We start from the raw sequence: 14,531 nt of genomic DNA on the forward strand, positions 1-14,531 counted from the left end.
CTAAAATTATGGACTGTCGCTTAGAAACTCTGACGATGGCGAATCTCAAAGCTCTGATGAATTGGTTTTTTGATATTGAAATCAAAGCCAATAGTCTTTTGCGTAATCTCAACAATATCGTAGCGCTCAGTCAACTGCTCATCTAGCTCAAAGCGAGTAAAGTTGTTTGAGAAGTACAACACACCATCTGATGTCAGGCGATTCATCGCACGATTGATAAGGGCAGCATGGTCACGCTGTACATCAAAAGTACCTTGAAACTTTTTAGAGTTTGAAAAGGTCGGTGGATCAATGAAGATAATATCGAACTGCTCGGTATTGTCTTTAATCCATTCGAAGATGTCAGCAGCAACGAACTGGTATTTATTGCGGCTAACGTCCAAGCCATTGAGTACAAAGTTCTGTTTGCCCCAATCTAGATAGTTCTGTGACAAATCGACACTGGTGACTTTTTTCGCGCCAGCCAATGCAGCGTGAACACTCGCCGTACAAGTATAAGCAAATAAGTTCAATACCGCCTTGCCGCGACTGTTGTCCTTGATACGGGCACGCATGTTACGGTGATCGATGAACAGACCAGTATCAAGATAATCTGTAAAATTCACGTAAAGATAAGCGCCGTCTTCGCGCGCAACATGAAACTTGCCACGTTTTTCTGTGGTGTTCTGCTTGCTATATTGATCATTACCAGACTGGCGTGCACGCGTTTTGATAAAGATTTGTTCGCGGTTAATACCAAACACTTCACGGATACCCATCAATGCCAAGTTAAAGCGCTTTTTAGCTGTCTCAGGCGGGATAGTTTTTGGTGGTGCATACTCTTGTACATGCGCGTAGTCACCGTATAAATCGATCGCGACTTTGAAATCTGGCAGGTCAGCATCGTAGACACGTACATTACTGACGTTGTCTTTTTTCGCCAGTTTCTTCAGTTTAGCCAGATTTTTTTGCAAGCGGTTGATGAAGTCTTGTCCATCTTCTACTTCAATCTCACGTTTCTCAAAGCGACTCACGAGGTTGCCCGTTTGTCCAGCAATTAGGGTGCCATAGCGGAAATAAACGGTGATAGCACCATTATGACAACGCAACGTTTTTGGTTCTTTGATCGGTAAGATATCGACTTGTTCGACATGAGATGCCAGTATGCCAAGCATCGGATCAACGCCACTACCGGCAAAGCTATCTTGCAAAATAAGACCAATCGCTTGATATAACGGCTTAATCATTTCCTCATCACCCAAACGCTCACCATAAGGTGGGTTGGTGATAATTAAAGGATTGCTCAATCGACCATCACTGACGAGGGGACTTAATACAGCACCCAACTGGTCAAGGGCGCGAGTCTCGATATCGAGTAGCGGGAGTAAATCTTGTAAACCTGCGGCAATGATATTTTTTTCTGTGGCAAGAATTGCACCACTATCAGCGTCGAAACCTAAGATTAGCGGTAGGGTGTCAGGCTGCTCGTTTGCAATCTCCAACGCTTCGCGGAAACGTGTCTGTGCATCATTGATCATTTCTTGCCAGAGCACATCGTCATGATGCTGCCATTGATAAAAACCAAATTGATTGGCGGCCTTATCGATACCAACCGCATAATCACAATGCATGAGTAGCGCTTCAATGATGAACGTTCCAGAGCCACACATAGGGTCGATTAATGCATTGTAGAAAGGCGCATTACCATCTTCGTTCTTTTTGTGCCAGCCTGCGCTATAGAGAAGGGCAGCCGCCAAGTTTTCTTTGAGTGGTGCCTCGGTCATCGCCACACGATAACCACGGCGATGTAGGCTGGTACCTGATAAATCTAAATACAGCTCAGCTTGCTTGTCATTCACGGTCGCAAAAATAGAAAAATCTGGATTTTTGCTATCGACGTTAGGGCGGCTGTCATAAACTTCATTAAATGTATCGGCAATCGCATCTTTAATACGCAGCATCGCAAACTGCTGGCTGACGGCAACGCGCTTGTCTACAGAGAGACGAATCGCAAACGTTTGCTCCAAGCTAAACTGCTCAGTCCAATTGACTGATTTTGCCAACCCATAAATTTGCTCAGCTACATCGTACTCGGCATTGATGTTTTTACGTTTAATCAGCATTAACACACGAGAGGCGACTCGTGACCAAAGACAGATAGTATATAGGTCGCGTAAAGTACCCGTAACCGCTAAACGGCCCGTACTTTTGACTTCGCTGGCAATACCAAAACTGGTCAGTTCGGTCTGTAGCGGTGCCTCAAGCCCATCGGCACAAGTGATGATAAGGTCAAGCGACAACTCTGGCGAAGCTGCTACTAAAGTTGAGGGCGCGGTTGTTTCGGTCATACGGATACCTGTGGGCTAAATTGATAATTAATGCACATCATAAAATAAGATGTTTAACCGACAATTTTACCATATTTCAATAAATTTAGTTTAAAAGCTATCTAGGATTATAAGATTGAATGTCACGGTGTTCAATAAACCAGTAATAAACTGGTAAGTTAACGCAATATTTGTTCTATACTAAAAAAATGGAGACGATAACCACAGTAATCGTAGCAGACAACCATCCAATATTTTTGGAAGGGTTGATGCTTTTGCTTGCACGTGTGGAATGGCTAGATATTGTAGGCCATGCGACTGATGGCGATCGAACATTACATCTAATAGAACAGTATGAGCCAGATATTGTCTTAATGAATGTCACGATGTCTGGTATAGATGTCGAAAACATCGTTCTCTCGGTTGAAAAGCAATCACTCATCACGCAATTGATTGCATTGACTACTGTCAATGATGGCGCTAAAGCACAGCAATTACTCAATATTGGATTGTCAGGTTATGTGTTAAAAAATACGGCCTTTATAGATTTATTAGCCATTATCAAGCAGGTTCGTACAGGCAAAAAATTCATATCCCCATCATTACTGGCCAGTCTGAAACCTATCATAGCCAAAATTAATAAACCTCAACTCACTGTACGTGAAATCGAAGTGCTAACCTGCATTGTAAAAGGGGATAGCAACAAAAAAATCGCACGCGATCTCGGTATCTCCCAGCGAACCGTTTGCTTTCATATGAGCAACTGCCTTAGAAAGCTAGAAGTTTCTAACCGCACACACGCCATAGTACAAGCGGTCAATCATGGGTTGATTGATATAAATTAACTCAGCATGGCTATGTAGTAGCAAGGTGCTGGTACAGCGTTACTTTTAGTACTTTTAGTACTTTCTTCTATTGTTCTCGATTGGGTCTCAATTTAAGGTTTGTGGGCTCTTTCTTCTCTTTCAGTGTGTCAGGGTTTTCTATTGTTTCTCTCTCCGTTTTACTTACTGTAAATTCATGACGCGGTACAGCCGCTTTTAAGATGCCGTTGCGATTGGGCTTCTTGTTTTTGCGAGAAGTGCTCCAGTTATGATCTTTTAATGTCATATCGTCGTTATCATATTCTTCAGGATTTAGGTCATGATCTGAACGTGAACGATGATGAGTACTTTGTATGATTTCATCTGAATCAGAACTGGCTGTTGATGGAATGGGTCTGTCAGATGATAGAGTTTGCGATGTGATAGAAGGGCTGATTGAAATATCTTGTACGATCACCTTACCACCGCCGGGACCGGCAAATGCCATAGTAGACAGTAGTGGCACCATGCTAATACCTATCAGTGTTTTTGTTACTATTTTCATAGTATTACTCCTTAGAATCATCCAATGATAAAGTAAGGTAACCCTCATATTGATAGAGTCGATAGCTACCTGAGACTACCTAAAAAACGTTCTATATACCTGATTATCATAGCAAGTACTCATGACAATTGTACCTGTAGAACTCTACAGTTATGTCTGTTATGAGATTGGTTTACAGTGATGGATAGCCCACTATTTTGTTATTAGATGATATAAAAATAGCGGTACAACTGAGATAGACGGGTGAAAAGCCGAGATAAATAAATATGGAGCGTGACCATTATGAAAATGCCGGTGATATTATTTTTATTATTGACTGTGCCTGCTGTTACTGCACAAGCGCAAGATAAAGTTGCTTATATTCAACCGAGTAATGTCATATTGAGTTCAGTAGGCGATAAAGCCTGTGATGAGGCATTTGGTGCGGTTAATAATGCTGATAAATGCGGAGAGGGTGCCAGTATTTCAGACTCAGGCAATCTCATTTTGAGATCCAGTCAATCTATTCGACAGACTCAGCCACAATCTCTACAGATATCACAACCTCAAAATGAGCATCCTAGAGTGGTCTCTGAATCGCTAGAATTTAGCCATCATCAAAGTAGTGAATCGTCGCAAGACATACATGTGCGCAAAGAGTCGACGCTGATTTCTAAAGTGGCACGCCCGAATCATTATCCAGCTTCGTCAAAGCGCCATAGTAATCGAAAATCTAACAAAGCCACTCATGGTATTCAAGACAAAGCAGAGTTGAGTGATGAGCAAATGAAATTGGATTCTTTCAAAAGAGAGTAAGGTTTCTGATTATCAACTTGACAGAAAATAATTGCTAGCGATAAATGCATGTTTACGGTTATGTTGAAATATAGCATCATCGGTGTCGGTGAGTGACTTTTAGCCGTAAAGTAATCGAATCGCTCATAAACTATCTGTTCAGCGAGTATCCACTTAACGGTAGGATAGTACCCTTATGAAACCTTTAATATATTGCTTGCTATTCATCTTATTACCTACGGTCTCTATGGCAACCATCTACACCAATCAAGCAATGATAGATAACTTATCAGCCTATGATACTGTTGATGAGACGGATATCGATTCCGTTCTATTAACGGTGATGGATAACACGCCAAGCATAATGACCGTCTATCCCACCGAAGGGTACTACTATTTTTGGTTTTATCATCATGGCAATTTAATACGCGGTAATCTGCTGTTTAGTCATGATTTAGTCGCTAAAAATGAAGTATCGTTTGCTTATTATTATGATGTTGAAGGGGAAGGCGGAAGACAGTCTGAAACCCACCATAAAATATATTCGAGTGCAGATGGCTTAATACTAACCAAGATAGCACCACAGAAGTATCAGTTACATTATAAAGGTATCAATAAAACGGTTGGTTTGAACATTCCAACAAGCGATTATGAGTCTATTAGCAATGAAGATTTTTTAGGCAATATGCAAGATGAATCTGGCGTGAAATTTGCGTTTGTGTTCAATCATAAAACCAAGCAATTTTATTATCTATTAGACCAGAGCCAAGATTACGAATATTACTATGATGTGTCACCGCATGTTAGCGTAGGTGCTCGAACAGGGTTTGTATATTTTCATGACAACACGACTGTACCATCGCGAAAAATACTGGTAGGTATTGTACAAAAAAATTCGTATTTGAATAATTTTTATGACGGGCCGTTTGATCAATTGCCAGATCATAATCTTGGCCGTACAGAATTCCAAGATTATATTGTGTTGGCGTATCCGTCGCTGGCAGGAAAGGTAGACAGTCATGGGCATTTCTTAGAGTCAGATAGTACAAGAGTCGCCATAGATAATTATGTACACTATACCGATTTAAGCGTCTTTAAATACCTTGAGCAATGTCATGAGCAGTCTATTGAATGCGTACAAAATTTTATTACACTAACAGAACAACCATAAACTATTATTGGTTTTATTTGATATTAAGGCTGAATGTTGTTTTCAGGGTGGATATGACTGTCTGGTGCTACCCGTTGTGTCGTCGTTGCAAACGGTTTAGTTGCGATAGGGTAGTCGACGTCTTTTGGCATCAGCAAACGCATATGTGGATAAGGGGTTGAGATGTTTGCTGCATCGAAAGCGCACTTGATATCTTCTCTCAAATGTTCTTTGATTTTCGGCATACGTGCCACAGCGGCTGGCTTAACCCAAAAACGTACGATAAAGAACACACCATACTCACCAATCTCTGCCACGGTGGCCGAGGTTTCAGGACGGCTAAGTACCACCTCGGTGTCGGTAAGCACTTGCAAGATTTCCTTACGGGCAGTGTCAATATCATCTTCGAAAGCAATACGTACACGAACATCAAAGCGTATGAAGTTCTTGGAGGTTAGGTTGATTACCTCAGAGGAAGCAACATTAGAATTCGGGATAATGACAGTGATATTGTCTCGAGTCAAAATATGAGTGGTACGTAAGGCGATAAGTACCACACGGCCCTCATTCTCATTGATATGAATCCAGTCGCCAACTTGAAAGGACTGCTCAAGTAAAATAGTAATACCAGCGATAAAGTTAGCAAGCGTCGATTGAGCAGCAAAACCAACTGCTAGACCTACAATACCCAAACCCGCTACTAGTGAGACGATATCAAAGCCAAACTGCGCCATAACGCTGGCAAGTCCGAGTACCAATAGCAGCACGGACAAGATGTTTTTGAGGAGCTGCTCTATGGAGGCGTTGAGGCCATAATGCTGTAACACTCTATGGATAATTTGCCCTGAAGAGGCCCAAAGCACATAGTAGATACCGGCCCACGTACTGGCCTTTGCCGTCGCTTTGATGGTATCTGGTTCAAAGTAAATCTGACTCATGATAGCGATTAAGCTAGCTACAACCCAGATATAGCGCAGCACTGAGCGTACAATTTTGGTTCGACGCTCATTTAAACGTATCTTCGCTTTGCTTTGTTTGAGGATATAAATAGCCAACCAATAAAAAAATCCTAATACTGCAAGCAGTATTAGGATTTTGATGCCAGTACTTGCCAGATCCACTGCTTGAGATGACCAGTCAAGTGACTCTTCATCTGCAGATCCACCAAGCGCAAGATAGAGGCTAGTATGGAGATCACGTATGATCTCTTTGAAAAAATCAGTAATACTAGCGATTGGCATTTTTTGGTCCATGCAGATTCTGGTATATGCAAAGTATTTAACATAAGGTATAGGATTATAAGTTACCTTAAATCATCAGTGCAATCAAACATAAGAGATGTGCTGATTGACACTGAGTATACCTGTTTTGCAGGTGCGACTGAGCTGATAATTAAGAGCTATTTTTCTGAGTGTCTTGATACTGATAAGGTATCTCCATTTTATGCTGCACATCACGTAAAGCAGTGCGTAGACCTTCCAATATCGTTGGGTGATAAAAAGGCGTGTCAAGCATGTCTTTGACACTCAAATCATTGGTAATTGCTGATGCCAAAATATGACCAATATATTCAGCATCAGGGCCTACCATGCTAGCCCCTAAGATCTTATCTGTTTTTTTACAGCCATATATATGTAATAAACCACAATTGACGCCCATCACACGACTGCGGCCTTGATTATCAAAACTGACGCTGCCGATCACATGCTCTAGATTTGAGTCTTGTTGAATTTCTGGCAAGGACATACCAACATTGACGATTTGCGGTGAGCAAAACACGATAGAGAATGGTGTGGCGGGTGGGCGAATATAGGCGTTTTCTTCGTTTTCGCAGACCATACTTCCCGCACTATAGCCTTCATCACTGGCCACATGTAGCAATGGAATATGTGCGTTGGCATCACCCACAATATAAACGTTTGAATCACCAATCTTACCTGTTTTTTTACTTAAATCTTTTGGGCGATTTTTGTCATCAAGTTCGACACCTAGGTTTTCAACGCCTAGCTGTTTGATATTATTACGGCGTCCTGTCGCGACTAGTACGTATTCACCTTGCCATTGTTTCGACTCGCCAGCACTGTCTTCATAATCAATAAATGCTGTTTTATGCTCTGCATTTGTCTGGGTGCCGACATTATTAATCTCACTACCCAAATGCATGGTTAACTCACCACTCAGGCAATCAATTGCTTTGTTATTGATATCGTCATCTTTGAGTCCGGCAACACGTTTGACTCGATTGAATAATGTCACGTCCACACCTAAACGTGTCAACGCTTGAGCTATCTCCAATCCTATCGCACCTGCACCAACGACTGCCATCGTTTTCGGTAGATCTGTGAGCTCAAAGACGTTATCAGAAGTGAGTATCGTATCGCCCAGCTTCTCAGTCCAACCGTCTGGAATGAACGGGGAGCTACCAGTTGCGATAATGATTTGTTCTGCCTCGATTAGCTCATCATTGACTTCGATGAGCCCTTGCTTATTGATATGAGCTCGACCATCTATTTTCTTATCATCAGGCCATCCTTCGACTTGTTTTTTGATGTAGCTAGCAAAGTGATTGCGCTCATCACGGACACGCTGCATGACTTGCTTACCATCTATCTGAACGGTAGCATGAACACCAAATTTAGCAGAACTTTTAGCATTATGAGCACGCTCAGCGGCTGCAATCAATAGTTTACTTGGCATACAGCCGACTTGGATACAAGTGGTTGTCCAAAAGCCATCATTGATAATGACAATGTCGTCATGAATTTTGCTGGCTTGGCGAAAGGCATTTTGACCAGCGGTACCTGCACCGATGACGGCTACGGATACTTTGCGAGTGACTTTGGGTGCTGCATTATCAACACCAGTCTCAGATTGTTTATTCATAGTATTCTCACATTATGGAGGCGGTAGCCTTGAATGCTTTTATTAGTATTTGGCACCGCATTATTATTGTCGTTATTATCAGTGCTTATTTTAAAGTGACTTTGTATAAAAATGGCTTTATATAAAAGTAACTTTATATCATTTATGACTGTCGTGATTTATGGCTGTATTGGTTAAGAGGTTATGTTGATTAAGGCGCTAATATTTCAAGCAACCGTTCGGTATAGCCCTTGGCACGTAGATTGCGCTGAGCGTGAGTTAGCGTACCATCCGTATCGAAAACAAATGCGGAACGGACTAAGCCGAGCGTTATTTTTCCATACATATTTTTTTCTTTAATAACGTCAAAGTACTGGCAAAGTTTTTCGTCAGTATCACTAATAAGCGCGATGTTTAGGTCTTGTTTAGCGATGAATTTTTCGTGAGACTCAACGCTATCACGTGAGACACCGATGATGTCATAGCCTAGTTCATCAAAGTCGTTGAGATGAGCGGTAAACTCTGTCGCTTGCGTGGTACAGCCAGGCGTATTGTCTTTTGGATAAAAGTAAAGAATAAGTCCTTTATTGGTATTGCTGATCATCTCTTTTAGGTTTATCTCGTCATGGACGAAGTTGCCATCTAGCTCTCGTACTATGGTGATTGGGAAGTCAGGTAGTGTGAGGTTTTCTGTGGTTGGCTTTGCCATTATAAAGTCCTTATTAATTTTGATTATATATTGGCTGTATTTAGTTATCGTATTCTTATTATAGGGGGATTCATTGGAATTCATAATGAGTTTTACATTTTACTTGTCTATTCCCAACAAAAAAGACTGGTAATGACCAGTCTTTTGTATGTTGAGCAAGTTGTCAATTAAGCAGGTTTTTGTGGTTGCTTTAAGTCTAAGCCAACGGTGCATTGCTGCAGTTCTTTTTGCATTTTTTTGACATAAGGTAGGCCAGAAGGGTCTTTTTTATCTTGCGCGTAGCTTTCTATTTCCCACATTTGACCGATGGTCATGTTGCTACGGACGTCAATGGTGCAATTACACAGCTTGGTAGCAGTGCCTTTATCCGCGACTTTGTATTTGACCGCACCATCAATGCAAGTATTGATATTTTCTTTTTTGATATCGGCAGCGTTCGCTTGTGGCATCGCAAAAATAGCAGCTAGAGCTAAAGGTAATATTGGTAATAACTTCATAAATATCCTCTTACAGGTGGCATCAGTTCTTATATTTTGTACTAAAAGCACTAATAGGTGATGATTGGTATGGGTACTTGTGACTTTCGATGAAGGCAATCGCCCATACCATAGCAAGTATATTGACTAAAATACAATGGCGACATGCTGTGTTAATGCAAGCGAATGTTGCGCTAATGTTGAGCACTGCCATTATTTAGTATGAATCGTAATAAGACTCCGCTTATACTATTTGCTAAGATTGATAGTGGGTAGGGTCAGCAACGCCAGCTTGTTCAAAGCCTTGACGACGTAATGTACAGCTGTCGCATACACCGCAAGCAAGGCCGTTTTCATCGGCACGGTAGCAGGAAATGGTCTGTCCATAATCGACACCGAGTGATAAGCCAAGCTCAATAGTTTTTGCTTTGGACAACTGCTGCAATGGCGTTTGAATCGATAAATGGTGTCCAGTGACGCCTGCTTTTGTGGCAAGGTTGGCCATATGCTCAAAGGCAGCAATGTATTCCGGACGGCAATCAGGATAGCCAGAGTAATCGACTGAGCTGACCCCGATGACGATATGATTGGCATCAGCCACTTCTGCCACTGCTAGCGCATACGATAAAAATATGGTGTTGCGGGCAGGGACATAAGTGTTAGGAATGGCGTCGTTATCGATTTCATCACGGTTTTTATTAGGGAATTTATCTGAATCACCGTCAGGAACGATCATATTATGATCTGTCAGGGATGAGCCGCCGAGTTGAGCGATGTCGATATCGATAATTCTGTGATTAACTTCAGCCGTCTCAGCGATAGTCTTGGCTGCGACAAGTTCACTATTATGACGTTGACCATAATTGAAGCTGACGGCTGTCACAGAGGCATAGCGTGCTTTTGCCCAATATAAACAAGTAACCGAGTCAAGCCCGCCTGACAATAGTACGACGGCATTTTGGTTGTTGTGAAGGCTATCTAGTTCGCTATCAAGCGCTGTGTTATCGGCGGTACTTTGTGAGGTAACGTTAGTCATAATGGTATCTATTATTGGTTTACGAAAAATGGTTATTTTAGCAAAAATCCAGCCGTTACAGAACCATGAAGCCATTATTTAATGTCCTCTTTTCAAACTGTTAGCAAATTTTGTTATAATCGCTGCTTTTAAAGCATCAGTGTTAGTGCTTGCCTATTATGTCTGACAGCACTGTAATAGCAGTTTGCTGTATAGCAAAATCACCCTTGTAAAGATATTGAGTAACTTATGACTGCAGCGACCTTGTTTACGCCAAAAATTACGCCAGAGTTTGATGAGATGTCTGCTGATGCAGGTATGGCTGACCATACTTTAGAGACTGATGGCATGGAAGATGATGATACCGCTGAGGATGATTTGATGGCGGAGCAGTTATCACCTACTCAATCAGCACAGTTCCGCAAGCTACAGAAAAAACTGCGTAGACAAGTATCTTGGGCGATTCGTGATTTTAATATGATCGAAGAGGGTGATGTGGTGATGGTCTGTGTGTCAGGCGGCAAAGACAGCTATACGTTGCTTGATATCTTGTTATTGCTCAAGCGTATTGCCCCGATTAACTTTGATATCGTCGCGGTGAACCTCGATCAAAAACAACCTGGCTATCCCGAAGACATTTTGCCCGCGTATTTGAACGAACAGGGCATCGCTCATTATATTTTAGAAAAAGACACTTATAGTATCGTTAAAAGCGTGGTGCCAGAAGGTAAGACTTATTGCTCTGCCTGCTCACGTCTGCGCCGCGGCTCGTTATATGGTTTTGCTAAGCAGATTGGTGCCACCAAGATTGCACTTGGTCATCATCGCGATGATATGTTGGCGACGTTCTTTTTAAACTTATTCCATGGCGGTACGCTCAAGTCTATGCCACCTAAACTATTGAGCGATGATAAGCAAAACATGCTTATTCGTCCACTGGCTTATGTCGAAGAAAAAGACATCATTGAATACGCCAAATTGAAAGAATTCCCAATCATTCCATGTAACTTGTGTGGTAGCCAAACCAATCTACAACGAGCCATTATCAATGATATGCTGCGAGAATGGGACGATGCTCATCCACAGCGTTTGGCTTCTATTTTCAAAGCAATGCAAAACGTTGCCCCATCGCAATTAGCAGATCGTGAATTATTTGACTTTGAAGGGTTGAGTCTTGATCGTGATGACAACGAGCGTTTGTTTGAAGGGGATAATATTCAAGCAGGGCAGACCGATAGTCTTGCCGAAATTGGCTTGCCTATATCACCAAAGACCCAAACGTTTAGTCCGAAGTTTATGAGTGATAAACAGCAACAGCCAGAATCGGATCAAGCGTCAGAAGTCAGTCGTACAGCACAGAAAATCCCAACGATTAATCCTGTTATTTAACACTTTACTTGCTAAAAATATAACTGATAAAAAAACCAGCTCATTATTTATTAATGGCTGGTTTTTTTACATCTGCAGATTATATCTGATCAATCAGGTTGTTTTTTTTCGAAAGCTTGTAAGGGTACAAAACTAACATTTGAACGTGGTAGCTTGGCGACATCTTGCATACGCCAGTTATTTGTACCGCCGTTACTGACTTGCAGATAGTATTTGGCTTTTACTGGATCCATATCGACTCGCGCGCTATATTTATTACCTTCTTGGTGCTGCAATATCACATCATGGTCTTTTTTGATATCAGTGGCATGCGAGATAGACAGATTTAGCTGTTCTGGATAAACGAGCGGCGTACCATTTAATAATTTACCTGATTGCAAGCTTTGCTCAGGATAATCTAAATAGAAGGTAACATCCCCATTATCAGCAAATTGCATTTTGCCATGTAGGTCTAAATCATAAGTCAGCTTGTCACGTGACACATCTTGATAAAGAGTCTTGCCATCCATATACCAATCGTCACGTACGACACTGTCCCGAATCTGATAAGAATAGTAAACAAAGTAGATACAGGCTACTACCACAAATGCTGGCATGCCAATCACAAAGATAACGACCATGTAATTTTTATACCATGGCTGAGTGTCTTGATGCTTAAAGTTTGATGCTGGATTAGACATAAAGTACCTATTAATCAGATATCTGGTTTGTCAGACATCTATAAACTGTATCAACGAACCATCTGACGGCTACATGCTGCCAGTGTAATGATAAATGGTTTACCTGCTAGTCATAGGCCAACAGGTAATATGTATAATTATATACTAGCGAGGCGCTCAATAGTTTATTGAAGCCTACTGACCTTGAGTAGTAAAGACATTCTGTTTACTGACTTTATATTGTCCATCTTCACTGGTCACATTTAGAGTGATGGGCGTCTGTTCGAAATCGATAACATCTGGGTCTCCATAGATACTAACCGGCATATCAAAGCTTTCGCCTGCCTCTAGTGGCACATCATTAAATCGTAGCTCTAAACTCAAACCATCTTTCGGTGCTAGTGTTATTTTATAGGCATGAGGATTCTGCGTTTTATTGGTCAGTTTAACAATATAACTGTTCTCAATCATGCCTTGATTGTTTATGGATGACAACTGATTACGGTCACGACGAATATCAATCTCTAAGGGCACACGATCCGTCAATGCATAAACAAGACCACCACATAAAATAGAAATAACTGCTAAATAGGCAAATAAGCGTGGACTGAATACACGGGTATCTTCTTTTTCTGCCAGCTGTCGTTCTGTCGTGTAGCGGATGAGCCCACGAGGGTAGCCTACTTTGTCCATAATATCATTACAGGCATCAATACAAGCGGCACACTGAATACAACCCACCTGCAATCCGTCACGAATATCGATACCAGTAGGGCAGACCTGCACACACATTGTACACTCAATACAGTCGCCCAAATGCTCAGGGTTTGTGCCTTTTTTGCGTGCACCACGTGGCTCACCACGTTCGTAGTCATAGGATACAACCAGTGTATCTTTATCAAACATCACACTCTGAAAGCGACCATAAGGACAGATCTGGATACACATCTGCTCACGCATATAGCCTGCATTGGCATAGGTGGCAAAGGTAAAAATAAACATCGATACCCATACCCATGTTGGCCAATCAGGAATTGGGACAACCCCAATCATTTGCCAGCTTTGGTACAGATAGTCTGTGCCAGCGACGTAGCTTACAAAAGTCGCTGCTGTGATAACTGAAAGTACAAACCAAATAAAATATACAGCAGAGCGTTTAAAGGCTTTTTGTGCGCTCATTGGTTCTTTATCGAACTTTATGCGCTTATTGCGATCACCAATGATCCACTTTTCAACATACTGATACAAGTGTGTCCAAATCGTCTGTGGACAAGCATAACCACACCATACACGGCCTGCATAAACAGTCACCATGAATAGCATGAATGCGGCAATAATGGCAAAAGCGGCAATGAAATAAAAGTCCTGAGTCAGAAAGGTCGTACCAAAAATATAGTAATGCTGTGAGGGAACATCAAACCATATTGCTTGTCGGCCATTGTAACGTAGCCATGGCAAAAGCAAAAAAGCAGCCAATAGGGCATACATTGTGATGATACGAATATTTTGATAAAAGCCTTTAATGAACCTAGGATGAACACGGTGCTTGGTGGCATCCAAGTCAATTTGCTGTACAGGGATTTTATTGGGTTGTTGTGCTGACATAAACGTGCCTCTTTAAAAAAAGAATCAGTTTGCTGGCATGATGAACAAACATCTTTAATCATAAGATGTGTGAGCGAACGATGTTATCAATGTCAGTAGGTAGCGGATAAATATTTGTTAAACCATCTACCAAATGATCGATTACGAATAACTTAATGAAAAATAGCCCTATAAATCAGCGATTAATGAGCTGTTTTTGAGTGCGGCTATTTTAGCAT

13 protein-coding genes are annotated in these 14,531 nt (G+C 41.5%); 4 read left to right on the top strand and 9 right to left on the bottom strand.

Features of this window, described 5'->3' with window-relative positions; translation table 11 throughout:
* Nucleotides 1-20: 20 nt before the first annotated feature.
* Nucleotides 21-2,327: a bifunctional 23S rRNA (guanine(2069)-N(7))-methyltransferase RlmK/23S rRNA (guanine(2445)-N(2))-methyltransferase RlmL gene (rlmKL, locus tag IPZ60_RS07780; RefSeq protein WP_194197244.1), complete on the bottom strand. Its 2,307-nt coding sequence runs from the start codon at nucleotides 2,325-2,327 to the stop codon at nucleotides 21-23.
* A 188-nt stretch (nucleotides 2,328-2,515) separates the two neighbouring features.
* Here rlmKL and IPZ60_RS07785 point away from each other — a divergent pair, with 188 nt between their 5' ends.
* Nucleotides 2,516-3,151, top strand: a complete 636-nt coding sequence (locus IPZ60_RS07785) for a response regulator transcription factor (protein ID WP_194197245.1) — start codon at nucleotides 2,516-2,518, stop codon at nucleotides 3,149-3,151.
* 67 nt (nucleotides 3,152-3,218) lie between these two features.
* Here the strand turns inward: IPZ60_RS07785 and IPZ60_RS07790 are convergent, their stop codons facing one another.
* Nucleotides 3,219-3,674, bottom strand: a complete 456-nt coding sequence (locus IPZ60_RS07790; RefSeq protein WP_194197246.1) for a hypothetical protein — start codon at nucleotides 3,672-3,674, stop codon at nucleotides 3,219-3,221.
* Between the two features lie 282 nt (nucleotides 3,675-3,956).
* Between IPZ60_RS07790 and IPZ60_RS07795 the strand changes: the two genes are divergently transcribed.
* Both IPZ60_RS07795 and IPZ60_RS07800 read left to right on the top strand, forming a co-directional pair.
* Nucleotides 3,957-4,469, top strand: a complete 513-nt coding sequence (locus IPZ60_RS07795; protein ID WP_194197247.1) for a hypothetical protein — start codon at nucleotides 3,957-3,959, stop codon at nucleotides 4,467-4,469.
* Between the two features lie 175 nt (nucleotides 4,470-4,644).
* Nucleotides 4,645-5,619 carry a hypothetical protein gene (locus IPZ60_RS07800; protein WP_194197248.1) on the top strand — a complete coding sequence of 325 codons (975 nt, stop codon included), beginning with the start codon at nucleotides 4,645-4,647 and terminating at the stop codon, nucleotides 5,617-5,619.
* A 23-nt stretch (nucleotides 5,620-5,642) separates the two neighbouring features.
* Here IPZ60_RS07800 and IPZ60_RS07805 read toward each other — a convergent pair whose 3' ends face one another.
* The 5 genes from IPZ60_RS07805 to queC form a co-directional block, all read right to left on the bottom strand.
* Nucleotides 5,643-6,839 (bottom strand): mechanosensitive ion channel family protein, encoded by a 1,197-nt coding sequence (locus tag IPZ60_RS07805; RefSeq protein ID WP_227669281.1) that lies wholly within the window; start codon nucleotides 6,837-6,839, stop codon nucleotides 5,643-5,645.
* Between the two features lie 151 nt (nucleotides 6,840-6,990).
* The gene (locus IPZ60_RS07810) at nucleotides 6,991-8,481 is read right to left on the bottom strand and encodes a dihydrolipoyl dehydrogenase (RefSeq protein WP_194197250.1); all 1,491 of its coding nucleotides are present in this window, start codon (nucleotides 8,479-8,481) and stop codon (nucleotides 6,991-6,993) included.
* A gap of 190 nt (nucleotides 8,482-8,671) precedes the next feature.
* A complete protein-coding gene (locus IPZ60_RS07815) occupies nucleotides 8,672-9,169 on the bottom strand; it encodes a peroxiredoxin (protein ID WP_194197251.1) in 498 nt (165 codons plus the stop codon).
* A gap of 167 nt (nucleotides 9,170-9,336) precedes the next feature.
* Nucleotides 9,337-9,666 (bottom strand): hypothetical protein, encoded by a 330-nt coding sequence (locus tag IPZ60_RS07820; protein ID WP_110922684.1) that lies wholly within the window; start codon nucleotides 9,664-9,666, stop codon nucleotides 9,337-9,339.
* Between the two features lie 235 nt (nucleotides 9,667-9,901).
* Entirely contained in the window at nucleotides 9,902-10,681 is a 780-nt protein-coding gene (queC, locus tag IPZ60_RS07825; protein ID WP_194197252.1) for a 7-cyano-7-deazaguanine synthase QueC, read from the bottom strand.
* 279 nt (nucleotides 10,682-10,960) lie between these two features.
* Between queC and ttcA the strand changes: the two genes are divergently transcribed.
* Nucleotides 10,961-12,049 (top strand): tRNA 2-thiocytidine(32) synthetase TtcA, encoded by a 1,089-nt coding sequence (ttcA, locus tag IPZ60_RS07830; protein ID WP_370463024.1) that lies wholly within the window; start codon nucleotides 10,961-10,963, stop codon nucleotides 12,047-12,049.
* Between the two features lie 89 nt (nucleotides 12,050-12,138).
* Here ttcA and IPZ60_RS07835 read toward each other — a convergent pair whose 3' ends face one another.
* Both IPZ60_RS07835 and ccoG read right to left on the bottom strand, forming a co-directional pair.
* On the bottom strand, nucleotides 12,139-12,729 hold the full coding sequence (locus tag IPZ60_RS07835) for a FixH family protein (protein WP_194197254.1): 591 nt from the start codon (nucleotides 12,727-12,729) through the stop codon (nucleotides 12,139-12,141).
* Nucleotides 12,730-12,903: 174 nt separating this feature from the next.
* Nucleotides 12,904-14,313, bottom strand: a complete 1,410-nt coding sequence (gene ccoG, locus IPZ60_RS07840; RefSeq protein WP_194197255.1) for a cytochrome c oxidase accessory protein CcoG — start codon at nucleotides 14,311-14,313, stop codon at nucleotides 12,904-12,906.
* Nucleotides 14,314-14,531 lie beyond the last annotated feature (218 nt).

It is taken from the genome of Psychrobacter sp. NG25, assembly GCF_015234355.1.
Lineage (GTDB): Bacteria > Pseudomonadota > Gammaproteobacteria > Pseudomonadales > Moraxellaceae > Psychrobacter.